Source organism: Pseudomonas sp. CBZ-4, assembly GCF_000346755.1.
In the GTDB taxonomy this organism is placed as follows: domain Bacteria; phylum Pseudomonadota; class Gammaproteobacteria; order Pseudomonadales; family Pseudomonadaceae; genus Aquipseudomonas.
The window spans coordinates 1-19,122 of sequence record NZ_ANNV01000165.1 but is presented as its reverse complement, the minus strand read 5'-3'; the positions used below and the strand labels follow the sequence as shown (position 1 = coordinate 19,122).

General features: G+C 61.8%; 21 protein-coding genes. 12 read left to right on the top strand and 9 right to left on the bottom strand.

Going from position 1 to position 19,122, the window contains the following annotated elements; translation table 11 throughout:
* The first annotated feature begins 174 nt into the window (after positions 1–174).
* On the top strand, positions 175–1,791 hold the full coding sequence (locus tag B348_RS0125225; RefSeq protein ID WP_017738806.1) for an inorganic phosphate transporter: 1,617 nt from the start codon (positions 175–177) through the stop codon (positions 1,789–1,791).
* 125 nt (positions 1,792–1,916) lie between these two features.
* Here B348_RS0125225 and B348_RS0125220 read toward each other — a convergent pair whose 3' ends face one another.
* The 3 genes from B348_RS0125220 to B348_RS0125210 are packed head-to-tail and all read right to left on the bottom strand — an operon-like array spanning position 1,917 to position 4,582.
* The gene (locus B348_RS0125220) at positions 1,917–2,891 is read right to left on the bottom strand and encodes a biotin-dependent carboxyltransferase family protein (RefSeq protein ID WP_017738805.1); all 975 of its coding nucleotides are present in this window, start codon (positions 2,889–2,891) and stop codon (positions 1,917–1,919) included.
* Positions 2,888–3,766: an allophanate hydrolase subunit 1 gene (locus B348_RS0125215; RefSeq protein ID WP_017738804.1), complete on the bottom strand. Its 879-nt coding sequence runs from the start codon at positions 3,764–3,766 to the stop codon at positions 2,888–2,890. The genes B348_RS0125220 and B348_RS0125215 overlap by 4 nt, the downstream gene beginning before the upstream one ends.
* Positions 3,767–3,823: 57 nt before the next feature.
* Complete coding sequence (locus B348_RS0125210) at positions 3,824–4,582, bottom strand: 5-oxoprolinase subunit PxpA (protein WP_017738803.1); 759 nt, start codon at positions 4,580–4,582, stop codon at positions 3,824–3,826.
* 102 nt (positions 4,583–4,684) lie between these two features.
* On the opposite strand from B348_RS0125210, the gene B348_RS0125205 reads away from it, so the two are divergent.
* On the top strand, positions 4,685–5,602 hold the full coding sequence (locus tag B348_RS0125205; protein WP_017738802.1) for a LysR family transcriptional regulator: 918 nt from the start codon (positions 4,685–4,687) through the stop codon (positions 5,600–5,602).
* Here the strand turns inward: B348_RS0125205 and B348_RS0125200 are convergent.
* Entirely contained in the window at positions 5,599–6,495 is an 897-nt protein-coding gene (locus tag B348_RS0125200) for a LysR family transcriptional regulator (RefSeq protein WP_017738801.1), read from the bottom strand. The genes B348_RS0125205 and B348_RS0125200 overlap by 4 nt on opposite strands.
* Before the next feature lie 106 nt (positions 6,496–6,601).
* On the opposite strand from B348_RS0125200, the gene B348_RS0125195 reads away from it, so the two are divergent.
* Positions 6,602–7,360: an SDR family NAD(P)-dependent oxidoreductase gene (locus tag B348_RS0125195; protein WP_017738800.1), complete on the top strand. Its 759-nt coding sequence runs from the start codon at positions 6,602–6,604 to the stop codon at positions 7,358–7,360.
* On the opposite strand, the gene B348_RS0125190 is transcribed toward B348_RS0125195, so the two are convergent.
* Positions 7,317–7,778: a multidrug/biocide efflux PACE transporter gene (locus tag B348_RS0125190; protein ID WP_017738799.1), complete on the bottom strand. Its 462-nt coding sequence runs from the start codon at positions 7,776–7,778 to the stop codon at positions 7,317–7,319. The genes B348_RS0125195 and B348_RS0125190 overlap by 44 nt on opposite strands.
* A gap of 88 nt (positions 7,779–7,866) precedes the next feature.
* On the opposite strand from B348_RS0125190, the gene B348_RS0125185 reads away from it, so the two are divergent.
* Complete coding sequence (locus B348_RS0125185) at positions 7,867–8,721, top strand: LysR family transcriptional regulator (RefSeq protein ID WP_017738798.1); 855 nt, start codon at positions 7,867–7,869, stop codon at positions 8,719–8,721.
* A gap of 132 nt (positions 8,722–8,853) precedes the next feature.
* Here B348_RS0125185 and B348_RS0125180 read toward each other — a convergent pair whose 3' ends face one another.
* Positions 8,854–9,333, bottom strand: coding sequence for an SRPBCC family protein (locus B348_RS0125180; RefSeq protein WP_017738797.1), 480 nt, complete (start codon positions 9,331–9,333; stop codon positions 8,854–8,856).
* A gap of 157 nt (positions 9,334–9,490) precedes the next feature.
* On the opposite strand from B348_RS0125180, the gene B348_RS0125175 reads away from it, so the two are divergent.
* The 3 genes from B348_RS0125175 to B348_RS0125165 are packed head-to-tail and all read left to right on the top strand — an operon-like array spanning position 9,491 to position 11,507.
* Entirely contained in the window at positions 9,491–10,009 is a 519-nt protein-coding gene (locus B348_RS0125175; protein ID WP_017738796.1) for an N-acetyltransferase, read from the top strand.
* Positions 10,010–10,051: 42 nt separating this feature from the next.
* Entirely contained in the window at positions 10,052–10,306 is a 255-nt protein-coding gene (locus B348_RS0125170) for a helix-turn-helix domain-containing protein (RefSeq protein WP_026137053.1), read from the top strand.
* Entirely contained in the window at positions 10,299–11,507 is a 1,209-nt protein-coding gene (locus tag B348_RS0125165; protein WP_017738794.1) for a type II toxin-antitoxin system HipA family toxin, read from the top strand. The genes B348_RS0125170 and B348_RS0125165 overlap by 8 nt, the downstream gene beginning before the upstream one ends.
* An 81-nt stretch (positions 11,508–11,588) precedes the next feature.
* Here B348_RS0125165 and B348_RS0125160 read toward each other — a convergent pair whose 3' ends face one another.
* Positions 11,589–12,071, bottom strand: a complete 483-nt coding sequence (locus tag B348_RS0125160; protein WP_017738793.1) for a GyrI-like domain-containing protein — start codon at positions 12,069–12,071, stop codon at positions 11,589–11,591.
* A 193-nt stretch (positions 12,072–12,264) separates the two neighbouring features.
* Here B348_RS0125160 and alaC point away from each other — a divergent pair, with 193 nt between their 5' ends.
* Entirely contained in the window at positions 12,265–13,476 is a 1,212-nt protein-coding gene (gene alaC / locus B348_RS0125155) for an alanine transaminase (RefSeq protein WP_017738792.1), read from the top strand.
* Between the two features lie 138 nt (positions 13,477–13,614).
* Here alaC and B348_RS0125150 read toward each other — a convergent pair whose 3' ends face one another.
* Both B348_RS0125150 and B348_RS0125145 read right to left on the bottom strand, forming a co-directional pair.
* Positions 13,615–14,967, bottom strand: a complete 1,353-nt coding sequence (locus B348_RS0125150) for a GntP family permease (protein WP_017738791.1) — start codon at positions 14,965–14,967, stop codon at positions 13,615–13,617.
* Between the two features lie 84 nt (positions 14,968–15,051).
* Positions 15,052–15,585 (bottom strand): gluconokinase, encoded by a 534-nt coding sequence (locus tag B348_RS0125145; protein WP_026137052.1) that lies wholly within the window; start codon positions 15,583–15,585, stop codon positions 15,052–15,054.
* Positions 15,586–15,799: 214 nt separating this feature from the next.
* Here B348_RS0125145 and B348_RS0125140 point away from each other — a divergent pair, with 214 nt between their 5' ends.
* The 4 genes from B348_RS0125140 (at position 15,800) to B348_RS0125125 (ending at position 19,048) form a co-directional block, all read left to right on the top strand.
* Positions 15,800–16,831 (top strand): LacI family DNA-binding transcriptional regulator, encoded by a 1,032-nt coding sequence (locus B348_RS0125140; RefSeq protein ID WP_177325356.1) that lies wholly within the window; start codon positions 15,800–15,802, stop codon positions 16,829–16,831.
* A gap of 200 nt (positions 16,832–17,031) precedes the next feature.
* The gene (locus B348_RS0125135; RefSeq protein ID WP_017738788.1) at positions 17,032–17,664 is read left to right on the top strand and encodes a glutathione S-transferase family protein; all 633 of its coding nucleotides are present in this window, start codon (positions 17,032–17,034) and stop codon (positions 17,662–17,664) included.
* Positions 17,665–17,679: 15 nt separating this feature from the next.
* Positions 17,680–18,417 carry an NAD(P)-dependent oxidoreductase gene (locus tag B348_RS0125130; protein WP_017738787.1) on the top strand — a complete coding sequence of 246 codons (738 nt, stop codon included), beginning with the start codon at positions 17,680–17,682 and terminating at the stop codon, positions 18,415–18,417.
* Between the two features lie 142 nt (positions 18,418–18,559).
* Positions 18,560–19,048, top strand: a complete 489-nt coding sequence (locus tag B348_RS0125125; protein WP_017738786.1) for a hypothetical protein — start codon at positions 18,560–18,562, stop codon at positions 19,046–19,048.
* Positions 19,049–19,122 lie beyond the last annotated feature (74 nt).

Genomic DNA, 19,122 nt, shown 5'->3' with positions numbered 1-19,122 from the left:
AGGTGATGCTATCGCAGGCAAGCCAGCTCCCACACAAGCCAGTCCACCATAGATCCAGCAGTGCATTGCAGATCAGCGGTCGCCTCAATCCCCTAAACACTGACATATGGCAGCATCTCTGTAACATTCTGCAATGATCATGAACGGCATCCCTCCCACACTGGATGCTCCGGCATGGCCACCCCTTCCCTGACTGCCTCCTCCCACGCCTCCCCCGCAGACCCGAAGCCCCGGCTGGACAAGAAACCCAACCTGGTGACGGTGATCATTTTCTTCGCCGTGCTTGCCATGGGCCTGCTGTTTACCGCCTACAGCCTGATGCACGACATGCACGAGCTAGGCACGGTGGTTACCACCTGGACGCCGTTCCTGCTGCTCGGCGTGGCGCTGCTGATCGCCCTGGGGTTCGAGTTCGTCAACGGTTTCCACGACACTGCCAACGCGGTGGCGACGGTGATCTACACCAACTCGCTGCCGCCGCATTTTGCGGTGGTGTGGTCGGGCTTTTTCAACTTCCTCGGCGTGCTGCTGTCCAGCGGCGCGGTGGCGTTCGGCATCATTGCCCTGCTGCCGGTGGAGCTGATCTTGCAGGTCGGCTCATCGGCCGGTTTCGCAATGATCTTCGCCCTGCTGATCGCGGCGATCCTGTGGAACCTCGGCACCTGGTGGCTGGGCCTGCCGGCCTCGTCGTCCCACACCCTGATCGGTTCGATCATCGGCGTCGGCGTGGCCAACGCCCTGATGCACGGGCGTGACGGCACCAGCGGTGTGGATTGGGCCCAGGCGATCAAGATTGGCTACGCGCTGCTGCTGTCGCCGCTGATCGGCTTCGGTTTTGCCGCCCTGCTGTTGCTGGCCCTGCGCGCCTTTGTGAAGAACCGCGCGCTGTACAAGGCACCGAAAGGCGACACCCCGCCGCCGTGGTGGATTCGCGGCATGCTGATCGCCACCTGCACCGGCGTGTCGTTCGCCCACGGCTCCAACGATGGGCAAAAAGGCATGGGCCTGATCATGCTTATCCTGGTGGGCACGCTGCCGATGGCCTACGCGCTGAACCGCACCATGCCCGCCGAACAGTCGTTGCAGTTCGCCGCCGTGGCCGAAGTGACCCAGGTGGCCCTGGTGAAAAGCGCGCCGCAGGTGTTGGCGGGCGATCCACGGCCGATCCTCTCGACCTACGTGCGCACCAAGGAAGCCACGCCGGAACTGGTGCCGGCCCTGGCCGCCCTCGCCGGGCAGATCGGCGAAGAAGTCAAAGGCTACGGCTCCCTGGCCAAAGTCCCCGCCGAAGCTGTAGGCAACGTGCGTAACGACATGTACCTGACCAGCGAAACCATTCGCCTGATGGACAAGGGCAAGGTCGGCAACTTCGACGCCGACACCCAAGGCAAGCTGCAACTGTTCAAGCAACAGATCGACAACTCCACGCGCTTTATCCCGCTGTGGGTGAAGATCGCCGTGGCCATCGCCCTCGGGTTGGGCACCATGGTGGGTTGGAAGCGCATCGTGGTGACGGTGGGCGAGAAGATCGGCAAGACCCACCTGACCTACGCCCAGGGCGCGGCGGCGGAAACCGTGGCGATGCTGACCATCGGCGCGGCGGACATGTACGGCTTGCCGGTGTCCACCACCCATGTGTTGTCGTCCGGCGTGGCCGGGACCATGGTGGCGAATGGCGGTGGGTTGCAGATGAAGACCATCCGCAACCTGCTGATGGCGTGGGTGCTGACGTTGCCCGCGGCGATCCTGTTGTCAGGCAGCCTCTACTGGCTGTTCACCCAACTCTTCTGACCCAACACCGGACAAAAATGTGGGAGCTGGCTTGCCTGCGATAGCGGATCAACATTCAACAGAGTTGTTGACTGATCCACCGCCATCGCAGGCAAGCCAGCTCCCACAGTTGGTTTTGTGTTTCTTCAGTTGTTGAAGAGTCCAGCCATCGCTTTCCTCCGCTTTTTGTAGACCCGCCGCGCCTCCAGCGCCTCCTCCAGGCTCACCGCCACAAACCCCGCCCGCTGGTTCGGCTGCATCTGCCCGATCAAGTCCAGGTCGGCGCTGATCACCGTGCCGATCATCGCGTAGCCACCGCCCGACACCGCATCCCGATGCAGCACAATCGGCTCCAGCCCCGCCGGCACCTGGATCGAGCCGATCGGGTAGCAACTGTCGACAATGTTCGACGGATCCGAGCCCGCGCCAAACGGCTGTTCCCGTGGCTGAAAGCTCAACGCGCTACCGCCCTTGAAGCGATAGCCGATGCGATCCGCTTCTGAACCGACGGTCCAGGGTTCGGCAAAAAAGCTGCCTTTGGCCGCCTCGCTCAAGCGCTCGTAATACAGCCCCGGCACCACGCGCAAGGTCACATCCCCGCCGACCGAACGGCGCAAGGCCATCGGCAAACTATTGCCCGCGCGCCCCGTGCCGCTCGTCGCGCCGACCGGCAACACATCGCCTTCCTGCAAGCGTCGCCCGTTAAACCCACCGAGCGCACCGAGGGTGTAAGTCGAGCGACTGCCCAGCACCACCGGCACATCGATGCCACCGGCCACCGCCAGGTACGTGCGCGCGCCGGCCTTGGGAAATTCAAAGCGCAATACCTGCCCGGCACGCACCTGGAACGCGGTGTCCTGATGCACCACTTCGCCGTCCAGGCGCGGCGCCATCAACGCGCCGCTGAGGGCCACCAATGCATCCTGTTGAAACTCCAATTCGGGGCCGATCAACGTGCATTCCAGACCGGCCGCGCCAGGCGGGTTGCCCACCAGGTGGTTGGCCGCGCTCAGCGCGTACTGGTCCAACGCCCCCGAAGGCGGGATGCCCAGATGGTAATAACCTTCGCGGCCAAGGTCTTGCACCGAGGTGGCGAGGCCGGGTTTGAGAACCTTGATCATGCCAGCGCCTCCTGCAGGGTTTTCGGGTAGCCGATGGGGTCGGCCAGAAAGGCGTCGAGGGAAAATTCCACCGGCCGGATGCGCAGGTCGAAACGTCCTGCGTCCACCTCGGCGACGGCCAGGTCGTAGGCCTCGCGATCAATCGGCTTGAACTGCACGATATCGCCGGGACGAAAGAACACCATGTGCTCCTTGAGGTACGCCAACTGCTGCGCCGGGTCGTAGATCGGTGCGGGCGTCACGCCGAACATCTGGTAGCCACCGGCGCCGCGCACCGAGTAGATGCAGCCAAAGCAGCCGCCATGGCCGAGGGTCAATTTTGGCGTGTCGGTGCGCGGGCGCAGGTACTTGGGCACCTGCAACTGGCGCTCGCGCTCGACCATCTGGAACATGAACGGCAAGCCCGCGACAAACCCCACCATCGACACGAACCACGGCGCGCCACTGTGGGCGGCGATAAACGCGTCCACATCGGCCAGGCCATTGATGCGCGCGGCGTACTCCAGGTCGGTGCCGCTGGGGTCCTGATGGCGGTCGCGAAAGCGCATCAGCGTCTCGTGGGTCCAGGGGTCGTTGTACAGCACCGGGATTTCGATGATGCGCGTGTGCAAGGTGCGCTCGGCCACGGCCTGGGCTTCGGCGCCTTGCACCGCGTCGAGCAGCACGTGGGGCGCGATGCGGTCGGGGTCGAAGCGGATCTGGAACGAGGCATTGGCCAGGCACACATCCAGCACGCCTTCCAGCGCCAGGCGTTCAACCGCGCGGGTCACCGCCATGCCTGTGAAAAAGGCCTCCAGGGACATGCTGTCGCTGACTTCGGCAAACAGGTGTTCATCACCGCCGAAGCTGTAGCGGATGGGGGTCGTTTCAGCCATGTCTGTTCCTCTTGGAATCATTGTAGAAAGGCAGGCGAAAAAAATAACGGAGCGATCTTATTCTGCGGTTTTAACCGTAATACCAGCCTGGTCCAGGGCTTCGCGGGTGGCCTCCACCAGCTCCAGGGCACCCGGGGTGTCGCTGTGCAGGCAGATGGAATCAAATTCGATAAACAGGTCTTCGCCTTCGACGGTGCGCACCAAACCGGTCTGACAAGCCCGCAGGACTCGTGCCGCCACCGTCGCAGGATCCAGCGCGCGCACCGTGCGGGTAAACACGATTGAGCCGCTGAGATCGTACTCACGATCCGCATAGAATTCGCGCACCACCGGCTGCCCCAGCTCCTTGGCCACGCGCCAGATCACCGAGTTGGGCATGCAGTACAGCAACAGCGTCGGTTCGATGATTTGCAGGTTTTGCACCAACAGGCGCGCGGCTTCTTCGTCGCGGGCCAGGTGCATGTAGAGCGCGCCGTGGGGCTTGATGTGTTGCAGGGTCATGCCTTGGGCGCGGGCGATTTCCCGCAGGGCGCCGAGTTGGTAGAGGATGTCGTCCACCAGTTCCTGGGCCGGTGCGTTGATATGCCGCCGGCCAAAGCCCACCAGGTCGCGAAAGCCCGGGTGCGCGCCGATGGCCACGCCCAGTTGCTTGGCACGCTCGACGGTGCGGCGCATGGTGCCGGGGTCGCCGGCGTGGAAGCCGGTGGCGATATTGGCTGAGCTGATGTAGGCCATCAGTTCGGCGTCAACGCCATCGCCGATGGTCCAGGGGCCGAAGCCTTCGCCCATGTCCGAGTTGAAATCCACTGCCTGCATTGAGGTCGCTCCGCTTAGGTGATGGCAGAAAGTAGGCTGCGGCTTGACCCCTTGGGAAGATCTATTATCAGATGGGCTATCTTCTGAAAAACAGATATCGCTATGTCCCTGACTTTGCGCCAAGTCCGCTACTTCGTCGCCACCGCCGAGATCGGCCAGATCTCCCAGGCGGCGATTCACCTGAACATTTCCCAGTCAGCGGTGACCACCGCAATCAAGGAGCTGGAAGCCATGCTCGGCGTGCAACTGTTCGTGCGCTCGGCCCAGGGCATGAGCCTGACCGACGCCGGGCGGCATTTTCTCAACCGTGCCTATGTGATCCAACGCAGCGTGGACGACGCCCTGAACAGCCCGTTGCCCGACTACCGCGCCAGCGGCGAACTGCGGGTGGCGGCCAGCTACACGGTGCTCGGCTACTTCCTGCCCCACCACTTGCAGCGCATGGAACACTGGCACCCGGACGTGACCATCCAGGTCTTCGAGCAGGAACGCCAGGCCATCGAACAGGGCCTGTTGGACGGCCAGTTCGACATGGCCGTGGTGCTCACCGCCAACCTGACCCATGCGGATATCACCTCGGAGATCCTGTTCAACTCGGAGCGCCGCCTGTGGCTGCCCAGCCATCACCCCTTGTGCGAGCGCGGCACCGTGAGCCTGGCGGACGTGGCGCGTGAGCCCTACATCCTGCTCACCGTCGACGAGGCCGAACACAGCGCCATGCGCTATTGGGAACAGGCCGGGCAAACGCCCCAGGTACGCCTGCGCACCAGTTCGGTGGAAGCCGTGCGCAGCATGGTCGCCAACGGCAGCGGCGTGGCGATTCTGTCGGACCTGGTGCACCGGCCCTGGTCGCTGGAAGGCAAACGCATCGAAACGCTGACCGTCACCGACCCCGTCACCCCCATGAGCGTCGGCCTGGCCTGGCATCGCGAGCGCGCATTCACCCCGGCGATGCAGGCGTTTCGCGACTACTTCCACGACGCCTTCCTCGCCCCGCAACAGTTGTCGGCGCGCCGCTAAAGTGCGCCTTGCAACAGCGCGGCCAGCCAATCCATAAACACCCGCACCCGCAGCGGCAAATGCCGTTGGCCGGCGTACAGCAGCGACACATCCAGCGGCGGCGCCGGGTAGTCGGGCAAAAAAGCCACCAACTCGCCGCTGGCCAGCAACTCGCGAATGCCCAGGGCCGGCACCTGGGTAATGCCGAATCCACCCAGGCACGCCACGCGGTACGCATCGGTGCTGTTCACGGTGACCCGCCCGGCCATAGGGATGCGGTGCACCTTGTTGCCTTGCTGGTATTCAAACCCTGCCGAGCGTGAACCCAACGGCCGTACGTAATGCACCAGTTGATGGTGGGCAAGGTCGGCCAGCGTCGTAGGCACGCCGTAACGTTGCAGGTAGGCCGCACTCGCGCAGTTGATCATCGGCAGGCTGCACAGCAGGCGCGCCACCACGCTCTGGTCGGGTTGCGCGCCCACCCGCAGCACGCAGTCGAAACCTTCGGCGAGCAGATCGACCTGGCGGTCGGTGCTGCTGATTTCCAGCTCGATCAGCGGGTGCGCGTCCATGAACTCGGGCAGGCGCGGCAGGATCAATTCCCGCGCCATCACGTTGGGCATGTCCACCCGGATGCGCCCGCTCAGTTGCGCCTCGTCCTGGCGAAACAGCCCTTCCAGCTCCTCCATGTGCGCCAGCAAATCCTTGCTGCGTTCGTACAGCACACGCCCGTCCTGAGTCGCCTGCACCTTGCGCGTGGTGCGCTGCAACAGGCGCGCGCCGAGCAGTTCTTCCAGCGCTTGCACGTGCTCGGACACGGTGGAGCGTGGCAAGCCGAGGCTCTCGCCCGCGCCGGTAAAACTCGACAGTTCGGTGACGCGCACAAAGGTGCGCAGCAGCTCAAGTTTGTTCATGGGATTGTTCGCCTTATCCGGCCAGTGATTCCGGTATAGCGCTGTTTATCACGTAATGGCCGGACAAATACACTCAATCCCACTGACCACCTGAGAGGACTGCACCATGACCCGTAAAATCGCATTGATCACCGGCGCCAGCCGCGGCCTGGGCAAAAGCGCGGCGCTGCACCTGGCGGCACAGGGCGTCGATATCATCGGCACTTACCACAGCGCCGCGGCCGAAGCCCATGCGGTGGTCGAGGAAATCCAGGCCTTGGGCGGCCGCGCCGCGATGCTGCAACTGGATGTGAGCCAGAGCGCCACCTTCAATGATTTCGTCGGCGAAGTCGCCAGCGTGCTCAAGGATGTATTCGCACAGGAGCACTTCAACTTTCTGATCAACAATGCCGGCATCGGCGCCCACGCCAGCTTTGCCGAAACCAGCGAAGCGCAGTTCGACCAACTGGTGGCGATCCAATTCAAGGGCCCGTTTTTCCTCACGCAAAAACTGCTGCCGCTGATCCGTGATGGCGGGCGCATCGTCAATATTTCCAGCGGCCTGGCGCGGTTCAGCCTGCCGGGGTATGCGGCGTACGCAGCAATGAAGGGGGCGATGGAAGTGCTGACCCGCTATCAGGCCAAGGAACTGGGCGCGCGAGGGATCACCGTGAACATCCTCGCCCCCGGCGCCATCGAGACCGACTTCGGCGGCGGCGCCGTGCGTGACAATGCGGCCCTCAACAGCATGGTCGCCAACAACACGGCACTGGGGCGTGCCGGGTTGCCGGACGATATCGGCGGAGCCATTGCAACCTTGCTGGCCGATGGCAGCAACTGGATCACCGGTCAGCGCATTGAGGCTTCGGGCGGGATGTTTCTTTGACCGCCTGGAGCTTGTCGCGCAGCACGTCATAGGCCCAGTGGTAGACATAGGTGTACGGCAGGAAGAACAGCAGTACACCGATGTCGAGGATAAACGCGTCCATCAGGCTGATGTTCAGCCACGCGGCAATCAGCGGCACGCACACGATGATCAGCCCGCCTTCGAACATCAGCGCATGCAGCACCCGCGTCCAGGCGTTGTTGGCCAGTTGCAGGCGCGCCTTGAGGCGGTCGAACAGGCTGTTGAAAATGATGTTCCAGGTCAGCGCCAGCAAGCTGATGCCCAGCGTTACCGCGCCCATCTCCAGCGCCGGCCGGCCGGTGATCCACACCAGCAGCGGCGTGCAGATCAAGAGGGCCAGGCCTTCAAAACCAAGGGCTTGGCCAACACGTTCAGAAATCGATTTGGTAGGGTTCATGGTCTGGCTCCGTGGGGGGTGTCTGTTGCCATGATTACCCCTTGAGTCGATACTTCATAACCAATAACCATCGAGATAGGCGATAGTCATGGCGTCCAATGAAGTGCTGCAGGCGTTTGTGCAGGCCGCCACCCAGGGCTCGTTTTCGGCGGCGGCGCGCAAGCTGGGCAAGAGCCAGTCCACCGTCAGTGCCGCCGTCGCCAGCCTGGAAATTGACCTGGACCTGGTGCTGTTTGACCGCAGCAGCCGCAAACCCACCCTGACCGCCGCCGGGCAGGTGTTGCTGCAACGTGCCGAGCAGGTGCTGGAGGCCAGCAGTCGTCTGGAGCTGGCGGCGAGCCAGTTGTCCCAGGGCCTGGAACCGAAGCTGACGATTGCCATGTCGGACACCTACCAGTCCGACCGCTTCGAGGTCGCCCTCAGTGCGTTCGAACAACGCTACCCGGACCTTGAGCTGGAGTGCCTGATCGCCGAATGCGAAGACTTGATCGCCCTGGTGCAAAGTGGCCGGGCGCACGTGGCGTTTATCGAAAAGCAGGAGGTGTATCCGCCCGACCTGACCGGCGCGCCCGTGGAGGAACGCACGGAAATCGCGCTGTATGTCGCGCCCAAACACCCCTTGGCGAAGCTGCAAAACATCCCCGCCGATACCCTGCGCCAACACCGCGAACTGCGCCTGGCCAGCATCATCAATCCGAATGAAACCCGCGCCAGCGGGCGGGTGTGGTCGGCGCCGAGCTACCTGATGCTGATGGAGATGGCCCAGCTCGGATTTGGCTGGGCGCCGCTGCCGCGTTGGCTAGTGGAGCGCTTTGATGGCGGCCAGCTGGTGGAGCTGAAAGCCCGCAGTTGGCCGCGCTCGGTGGCGGTGGATGCGTTGTGGTCGCGGCATCACCCGCCGGGGCCGGCGGGGAGTTGGTTGCTGGGCAAGATGTTGGAATAAAGATCTATGTAGGAGAACCCATGTGGGAGCGGGCTTGCCCGCGATGGCGGTGGATCAGCTTGCATCTTTGTAGCTGACACACCGCTATCGCAGGCAAGCCAGCTCCCACAGTGTTGATCTCCTACTGCCTGGTCAATCGTGCATGCCTTGAGTCACCAACGTCACCAACCGATCCAGGCTCTGCCCCCAGCCATCATGAAAACCCATCGCCTCATGGGCCTGTTTGTCTTCGGCGCTCCAGTGCATGGCACGGGCGGTGTAGAGAGTCTTGTTGCCTTCGACCTCCTGAAAGGTCACTTCAGCCGTCATGAACGGCTTGCCCGAAGGAATCCATCCCGGCTTATAGGCATCGGTAAACACCAGCCGGCGTGGCGCGACAATCTCCAGGAACACGCCCTGGGTCGGATACTCACTGCCGTCCGGCGCGCGCATCAGGGTGCGAAACAGGCCACCGACCCACAGGTTCATTTCGCACTCGGGGGTGGTCATGCCGTGGGGGCCCCACCACTGTTGCAACAGGGCCGGCTCGGTCCAGGCGCGGAATACCCGGCTGCGGGGCGCATCGATCACGCGGCTGATGGACAGTTCAAATTCGGCAGGTTGGCTGGACATGGGGTAAACCTCCTGATTTTTTGATTGTTGTGTTCAGAGAGTCAACGGGTGCACGGCACTCACTATAGTTCGCGCCGCCCCTGGTTTGCGTTCGACCAGACCAGCGACAAACCCGCTAGAATCGCCGGCTGTCTGTAGTATTTGGGATGCCGCCCCGATGGAAACCCGCCTCGTCCCCTATGAGACGCTGAGCCTTGTGCAAAAACAGCAGCTCGACACCCTGCAAGTGCACCCCGAACAACTGGCGTATTCCGGCGATATCTATTGCGCGCTGAACAGCCTGCTGGTCAATCCCCATCCCGATGCTATCAAAGGCTTCGCCCTGCTCGCCGATGACCAGCCCGTGGCCTTCCTGCTGCTCAAACGCCCGCCCTGCCTGCCCCATTGGGCCGATGAACACAGCGCCACGCTGCATGCATTCCAGGTGGATCGCGGGCAACAAGGCCGGGGGTTTGGCAAGGCGTGCCTACAGGCGCTGCCCCAAGCGGCCTTACTGGCGTGGCCAGAGATCAAGGCGATTGAGTTGTCGGTGGAATGCGACAATTTCGCGGCGATGGGTTTGTATCTGGGGGCTGGGTGGGTGGATTGCGGGGAGGCGTATAAGGCGCGGGTGGGGTTTGAGCGAAGGTTGAGCTGCGTGATTGGTCAGGGCGAGCTTGACAGCGTCAAAATGTAACGTATACATAACTTATCAAGTTAAAAGTAACGAATACATGACATGGATACTTCAATAATCACTGAGCGACTTAGCGATCAAATCCGTGCCATGCGCCTCAATCGAGGCTACACACAGGCACAGTTGGCGAAGCTCGCAGGCGTTACCCGTCAAAAGCTGATTGAAATTGAACAGGGCAGCCCTTCGGTTTCCATGAATGCCTATGCCCGCGTCATTGCCGCGCTGGGCAGTGAATTCAAACTGGTGCCAGTGACCCTGCCGACACTGGAAGAACTGGAGGATCTGTTCGATGAATAACCCCAGCTTGCGTGTTCACACGCCTCAAGGCGAGAGCGGCAGCGTCTTGGTGAGTGCCAACGACTATCTGTTTCGCTACAGCGATAACGCGCAGGCAAAAAGCGCAGTCAGTCTGACGATGCCAGTTCGTGCCGAAGAATACCGGCGCAGGGAGCTTCACCCCATCTTCCAGATGAACCTGCCGGAAGGTTATGTGCTGGAGCAACTGCGTAATCGCCTGGCAAAAACAGTCAAGGTCGATCCCATGTTGCTGCTGGCGCTTTCGGGTAGCAGCGCTCCTATCGGTCGGGTTTTCGTGGCCTCCGATCAAGTGAACGACCTGATCCAACGCAACGGCCCTCCCACAATCGGGGAAAACCTCGACGAGATTCTCGCCTGGGACGGTGCAGAAAACCTGTTTGCCGAACTGGTGGATCGGTACATCCTGCGGGCGGGTATTTCTGGCGTGCAACCGAAGGTGCTGGTGCCAGAAAGACCTCAGACACCCGAGCAGAAGTTCACATCGAAAACCAGCGACCTGATTATCAAAAGCGGGCGTGATGAGTTTCCCGGCCTGGCGATCAATGAATACCTGTGCATGTCCATCGCGCGGGATGCAGGTCTCCCGGTGCCGCCGTTTTACCTGTCGCAGAACCATAAGCTGTTCATCATGCGGCGCTTTGATCGGGATGCGCAGCTCAACCCGCTGGGTTTCGAAGACATGACGACACTGATGGGGTTATCTGCCGAGCAGAAATACACTAAAAGCTACGCTGCGATCGCCAAGGCAGTGCGTGTGTTCTGTTCGCCGGAACAGCATCGCAGCTCACTTGATCAGTTGTTTGATAGCGTGGCGCTCAGCTGCATTGTGGGAAATGGCGACGCTCACTTGAAGAACTTCGGCGTGCTCTACGGCGACCCGCTGAGTTCGGACACTCGGCTCGCGCCGGCCTACGACATCGTCAATACCACTGCGTACATCCCTGAAGATTCGCTCGCACTGGACCTGGACGGCAGCAAATCATTATTTGCCTCACGCCTGGGCATCCTTGAGTTCGCGCGTACCTGCGAAGTCGAAAATCCCGAAGCACGCATCCAGGCACTGCTGCAAACCCTGGAAGTCGTGCTCAAGCGCGAAGACGAGTACTGCCGCTCAGCACCCGACGTAGCAAAAGCCATACGCCAATCGGCGCAGGGTTTCCAACTCACTTTCGGCGGTTGAACATCCTGTGGCGAGGGAGCTTGCTCCCTCGCCACAGAGTCAACAGCGGGTTTACTTGAGCTCGTGACAGTGGCTGACGTTTCAGCCGCGTTCGCCCACCGGCAGCCAGATTTCCACCGTGCCGGTGCCCTTGCGCACGTCAAAATCGGCGCTGTAGCGCTCGAAATCCGCCCCCATGACCTTGTAGCCCGAGTGCGGCAACCACTCGAACATGATGCGCTCGTAGGTTTGCTCAAGCGCCTGCACCGGCCCGTAATGCGGGAACACCGCATAGTTGAGCGGTGGAATTTCGATGACTTCAAAATTGCCCGGCACGTCGCTTTTGCTCGGTACTTCCACCCCGGCCATGTAATCGAATTCGCCGTGACTGGGGTTATGGCATACCCCATACGTCACCCCGCCGACGCGCTTCTTGATGTCCTTGATGCAGGTGTCGAACAACTCCCACAACTTGGGAATATCGCCCACAGTGGCCTTCGAATAACGCCCTTGCACCCCGGCGATCACCAGGGCTTTACCGGCTTCCATGCGTGGCTCTAACGGTTGTTTTGTCTGCTGATCCATTGGAACAGTCTCCTTCTTATAGGGAACAAACCCGCATCGAGTATAGGGGCATATCCGCGCTGTACTCCAAGCAGAAAATTTTCCTACGCATCTGGACAACTGGCCATCATCGCCCGTATTGTCTGCCCGCAGGCCACCGCAGTGGCCGACGTCGCTCGGACGGTTCCGGGCGCTTACGTACCTCGAGGCAACAATGGCAGACCAAGGTTCGCCGCGCCGCTTTGCGCGCATAGATCGACTCCCCCCTTACGTTTTCAATATCACCGCCGAGCTGAAGATGGCTGCGCGTCGGCGCGGCGAAGACATCATCGACTTGAGCATGGGCAACCCTGACGGCCCCACGCCGCCGCATATTGTCGAAAAACTCGTACAAGTGGCCCAGCGTGAAGACACCCACGGCTACTCCACGTCCAAAGGCATTCCGCGTCTGCGCCGGGCGATTTCGCGCTGGTACAAGGACCGCTACGAAGTGGACATCGACCCCGAGTCGGAAGCCATCGTGACCATCGGTTCCAAGGAAGGCCTGGCGCACTTGATGCTGGCCACCCTGGACCAGGGCGACACCGTGCTGGTGCCCAACCCGAGCTACCCGATCCACATCTACGGCGCCGTGATTGCCGGCGCCCAAGTGCGGTCAGTGCCGCTGATTCCCGGCGTGGATTTCTTCGCCGAACTGGAACGGGCGATTCGCGGCTCGATCCCCAAGCCGAAGATGATGATCCTCGGCTTCCCGTCCAACCCCACCGCGCAGTGCGTGGAGCTGGACTTCTTCGAACGCGTGATCGCGCTGGCCAAGCAGTACGACGTGCTGGTGATCCACGACCTGGCCTACGCCGACATCGTCTACGACGGCTGGAAAGCCCCGTCGATCATGCAGGTACCGGGCGCCAAGGACATTGCGGTGGAGTTTTTCACCCTGTCCAAGAGCTACAACATGGCCGGCTGGCGCATCGGTTTCATGGTGGGCAACCCGGAACTGGTCAACGCCCTGGCGCGCATCAAGAGCTACCACGACTACGGCACGTTCACGCCGCTGCAAGTGGCGGCGATTGCTGCGCTGGAAGGCGACCAACAGTGCGTGAAGGACATTGCCGAGCAGTATCGCCAACGCCGCAACGTGCTGGTCAAAGGCCTGCATGAGCTGGGCTGGATGGTGGAGAATCCGAAGGCGTCGATGTACGTCTGGGCGAAGATTCCCGAGGCGTATGCCGCCATGGGTTCGCTGGAGTTTGCCAAGAAGCTGCTGCTGGAGGCGAAGGTGTGCGTGTCGCCGGGGATTGGGTTTGGCGAGTATGGCGACGATCATGTGCGCTTTGCGCTGATCGAGAACCAGGACCGGATCCGGCAGGCGGTGCGGGGGATTCGCGGGATGTTCAGGGCGGATGGCCTGGTTACCAAGGCCTGACCCAATCCACCTGTAGAAACCCAATCAATGTGGGAGCTGGCTTGCCTGCGATGACGGTGGTGAATTCACCGCCGCTATCGCAGGCAAGCCAGCTCCCACATTTATATTGAGTTCCTGCAGTAAGTCTTGTGGTGTGGCTTACACCACCAGCGACAGCAGCATGATGAAGATCAGCGCCACGACCGACAGAATCGTCTCCATCGCCGTCCACGTCTTGAACGTCTCCGCCACGGTCATGTTGAAGTACTGCTTCACCAGCCAGAACCCCGCATCGTTGACGTGCGACAGGATCAACGACCCCGCCCCCGTCGCCAACACCAGCAGCTCACGGTTGACCCCTGGGATCATACCCACCACCGGCACCACGATGCCCGCGCCGGTAATGGTCGCCACGGTTGCCGAACCGGTGGCCACACGAATCACCGCCGCCACCAGCCACGCCAGCAGGATCGGGTTGATCTGCGCGTTCACCGCCATATGGCCGATCACATCGCCCACGCCGCTGGTCACCAGCATCTGCTTGAAGCCACCACCGGCACCGATGATCAGGATGATCGCGGCGGTCGGCGCAAGGCTGGCGTCGAGCAGTTTGAGGATCTGCTTGGAGTGGATGCCCTGGCGATGGCCAAAGGTGTACAGCGACAGCAGCAACGCCAACAACAGCGCGGAGATCGGGTGACCGATCATGTCCATCCAGTTGCGCACGATGTGGCCGTCAGGCAAGCCGATGTCCGCGAAGGTTTTCAGCAGCATCAGGAACACCGGCAGCAGCACGGTGATCAGGGTGATGCTGAAGCTTGGCAGGTTCTTGTGTTCCGACTCGCGGGCCAGTTGGTCCACCAGTTCCTGGGACGGGTTGCCCGGGATGTATTTGGCGATGAACGTACCAAAGATCGGGCCGGCGATGATGGCCGTCGGCAGCGCGACGATCAGGCCGTACAGGATGGTCTTGCCGATGTCCGCGCCAAACACGCCGATGGCCAGCAGCGGGCCCGGGTGCGGTGGCACCAGGCCGTGCACCGCCGACAGGCCGGCGAGCAGCGGGATGCCGATCTTGATCAGCGACACGCCGGTGCGGCGCGCGACGATGAACACCAGCGGGATCAGCAACACAAAACCGATCTCGAAGAACAGCGGGATGCCCACCAGGAACGCGGCGAACATCATGGCCCACTGGACCTTTTCCTTGCCGAAGGCGCGGATCAGGGTCTGGGCGATCTGATCGGCACCGCCGGATTCGGCCATCATCTTGCCGAGCATCGTACCCAGCGCGAGGATGATGCCGACAAAGCCGAGCACCCCGCCGAAGCCGTCCTGGAACGCCTTGATGATCTTGTCCACGGGCATGCCCGAGGTCAGGCCGAGGAAGCCGGCCGCGATGATCAGTGCAATGAACGGGTGCACCTTGAACTTGGTGATCAGAACGATCAACCCGATGATAGTGACCACTGCATCTAGCAGCAGGTAAGACTCGTGGGACATGCCAAACATGGGGGGTCTCTCCTGTTTGTTGTTGTTATTAAAGCGGGTGTTGAATTTCCTGCCGGGGATAGCGCTATCTTTTCCGGCAAAAAATCACTTGGAAGGTTCGAAGCCGTGTTGCAGCCACCAGGCATGGGTCTGCTCGGCCAACGCCTCGACACTGTCGACGCTGGCGTTGAGGGCCAGGGTCAGCGGCTCGCCCACAGGCGATTCAAGGGTGGCGAACTGGCTGTCGATCAGGCTGGCCGGCATGAAATGGCCGGGGCGATGGGACACGCGGTCGGACGCCACCTCACGGCTCAGCTCCAGAAACACGAAACCCAGGCCCGGCGCGGCTTCGCGCAGGTGGTCGCGGTATTTCTTCTTGAGGGCGGAACAGGTGAGTACCGGGTGTTCACCGGCTTTCAGCGAACGGCGCAATTCATCGCAGAGGATGTCGAGCCAGCCGGCACGGTCGTCGTCGTTGAGGGGGTGGCCGGCGCTCATCTTTTCGATGTTTGCGGCAGGGTGAAAGCTGTCGCCTTCAATGGCAGTGGCGCCGTTCAGACGGCACACGGCCTCGCTGACGCTGGTCTTGCCACAGCCAGCAACACCCATGATGACCAGGGCAGTAACAGGTTGACTCATGAAACACCTCAGGACGCAGATAGCGCTACCTTTGCACGCTGTAAGGCTAGTGCAAAAACAGGCTTTTCCCGCGCCGTCTTGTCTTTTTTTATGGAGTGACGCGTGCATCCGCTCCAAGCGTTTGAACCCGGATCAGGCAACCCGAAATTCAAGAATTTGCAGCCTTTTGGAGACAGCGCTACCTTAGTGCCTCGATTTTTGTTTGGCAAGCCGCCTGATGACCTCCAAGAACGATAAAAAATTGCGCACCACGGGTCGCCCGACCCTTAACGAAGTCGCCCGCCTCGCCGGCGTCAGCCCGATTACCGCCTCCCGCGCCCTGCGCGGCATCAGCACTGTGGCCACCGAACTGGTGGAAAAAGTGCAAAAGGCCGCCAGTGAACTGAATTACGTGGTCAACCCCGCTGCCCGCGCCCTGGCCTCGGCCCAGAGCCATTCGGTGGTGGTGATCGTGCCGTCATTGTCCAACCTGCTGTTTATCGAAACCCTCGAAGCCATCCACCAAGTGCTGCGGCCCAAGGGCTTTGAAGTGCTGATCGGCAACTCCCACTATTCCCGTGATGAAGAAGAAAACCTGCTGCGCAACTACATGGCCTACCAGCCACGGGGTTTGTTGCTGACGGGGTTTGATCGGACCGAGAGCGCCCGACGAATGGTCGAGGCCAGTAATGTGCCGTGTGTGTACATGATGGACCTGGACCCGAATGCCGGCGTGAACTGCGTGGGGTTCTCGCAGCTGGCGGCGGGTGAAACGGCGGCGGCGCACCTGCTGTCCCGTGGGCGCAAGCGCCTGGCTTATATAGGTGCGCAACTGGACCAACGCACCTTGCTACGCGGCGAAGGTTTCCGCCGTGCGCTGCAACACGCGGGCATGTACGACCCGGCGCTGGAATTGCTGACGCCGCGCCCCTCTTCTGTGGGCCTGGGCGGCGAACTGTTCCTGCAGATGCTGGCGGCCCATCCCGACGTGGACGCGATCTTCTTCGGCAACGACGACCTGGCCCAGGGCGCCTTGCTCGAAGCCCTGCGCCACGGTATCAACGTGCCGGAGCGCGTGGCGGTGCTGGGGTTCAACGACCTGCCCGCCTCGTCGTTCATGGTGCCGCGCCTGAGCAGCATCAGCACGCCACGTGAGGCGATCGGGCGGCGCTCGGCGGAGCATCTGTTGACGATCATGGCGGGTAATAAGGTGGCCAAGCCGGTGGTGGATATGGGCTTTGAACTCCAGGTCCGAGAAAGCACCTGACCCTCTTAAGCCGAGCACAATCAAAATGTGGGAGCTGGCTTGCCTGCGATAGCGTCAGTCCAGTCACTGCAACATTGACTGATAGACCGCTATCGCAGGCAAGCCAGCTCCCACATGTTTTTTTCCGTGCCCACTTGGAAATATCGCGGTCGGCTCCTACCCCTGCTAGATTGGCTGCTCTCCACCGCAAGGAAAGCACCATGGGACACTCTCTGAAAATCTTGGGCCGCACGTCCTCCATCAACGTGCGCAAAGTGTTGTGGACCTGCCAGGAACTCGGCATCGACTACCACCGTGAAGACTGGGGCATCGGCTACACCCCCACCCAATCCCCCGAATTCCTCGCCCTGAACCCCAACGCCCAGGTGCCGGTGCTGATCGACGATCACGGCGTGCTGTGGGAATCCAACACCATCTGCCGTTACCTCGTCGGCCTCTATGAACGCCATGACCTGCTGCCCGCCGAACCCGCGCCACGGGCCCGCGTCGAGCAATGGATGGACTGGCAAGCCACCGAACTCAATCCGTCCTGGGGTTATGCCTTTCATGCATTGGTGCGGCAGAACCCCGACTACCAGGACCCGCAGCGCATCCAGGCCGGCGTGCAAGCCTGGAACAGCAAGATGGGCCTGCTCGAACAACAGTTGATCAAGACCGGCGCCTTTGTCGCCGGCAATGAATTTACCCTGGCCGACATCCTCGTCGGCCTCTCGGTACACCGCTGGCGCAATGCCCCGCTGGACCACCCGCCCTACCCCGCTGTCGAGGCGTATTACCAGCGCCTCAGCCAGCGCCCCGGTTTCCAGGCCTTCGCCCTCGACGGCCATAACTAAAACAAGGACAACACCGTGAAAGGACTCAACGTACTGCTCACCGGCGCTTGCGGCAGAATCGGCAAGACGTTTTTCGACGCCTCGAAAGACCGCTACCGCTTCACCCTCACCGATCGCATCGCACCGGATTTCGCCCTCGGCGAACACCGTTTCGTGCACGCCGACCTCAGCGACAAAACAGGCCTGGCGGCGCTGCTCGACGGTATCGACGTGATCGTGCACCTGTCGGGCATCCCCCACGCCAGCGCCTCGTTCGACGAATTGCTGCCGAACAATATCCTCGCCACCACCTACCTGTTCGAAGCCGCCGTGGCCGCTGGCGTACAACGCCTGGTCTTCGCCAGCAGCGCGCAGACCATCGAAGGTTACCCGGTGGACCGCCAGATCACCCCCGGCATGCCGGTGATGCCGGCCAATTTATATGGCGTGAGCAAATGCTACGGCGAGGCGCTGTGCGCCTACTACGCGGCGAAAACCCCGCTATCGACGATTGCCCTGCGCATCGGCGCCTTCGAGTTCGTCGAAACCCACGACCTCAACAACGCCCGCGACCTCAGCGCCTGGCTCAGCCCGCGCGATGCGGTGCAGCTGCTGCAACGCTCGGTGGAAGCCGAAGGCGTGAAGCACCTGATCGCCCATGGCATCTCCAACAACCGCTTCAAGCGCCTGGACTTGAGCGAAACCACGCGGGTGTTGGGTTACCAGCCGCAGGATGATGCGTTCCAGACGTTTGCAATCCCGATCACCTACTGAGGCCCCCACGGCAACGGTTGGCCGCCGACAGGCCAACCGTTGCCGCAACCACCGCGCCATCCCCAATGAAATCGGGGGTTTCACACCCGGCACGCTATTTGCTCCACCTGTGGCACACAGACATTTCCCCAGGTGACCGATCATGCTGGTTAACAACAACACCCAAGCCGTGACCACCGTGCAGCAGCTCAAGCGCTCCGACATGGACCCGGCCAACGCCGCCGCCAGCGCGCTGTACAGCGGTGCCCTGCAAGCGGCGCAGCAAAGCGTGACCGTGCCGGCCGCGCAGAAGGAACTGGACAAGGCCGCCGACCGCATCGACGAAGCCTTCGCCAAGACCCGCGTGCAGTTGCAAACCAGCAGCACGGATGTGCCAGCGGTCAACGCCACATCTTCGGCCCGCGCGGAATTCACCGACTACATGAGCAAATCCCCCGCCGAACGCATCCGTGAGCAATTGCTCAAGGAACAAGGCCTGACCGAGGCGGATGTGCAGGGCATGTCCCAGGAAAAGCAGGACGCGATCAGCAAGCAAGTGGCGGAGCGCGTGAAGCAGCAGCAAGAACAGCAGGTCGTCGCCAAGGCCACTGATCCGGCACAGGCGGTGAAAGCAACCCTGGCGGCGATCTAACTGCCGATTAAAATGTGAAGGCTGGCTTTTTGTGGGAGCTGGCTTGCCTGCGATGCAGACACCTCGGTACATCA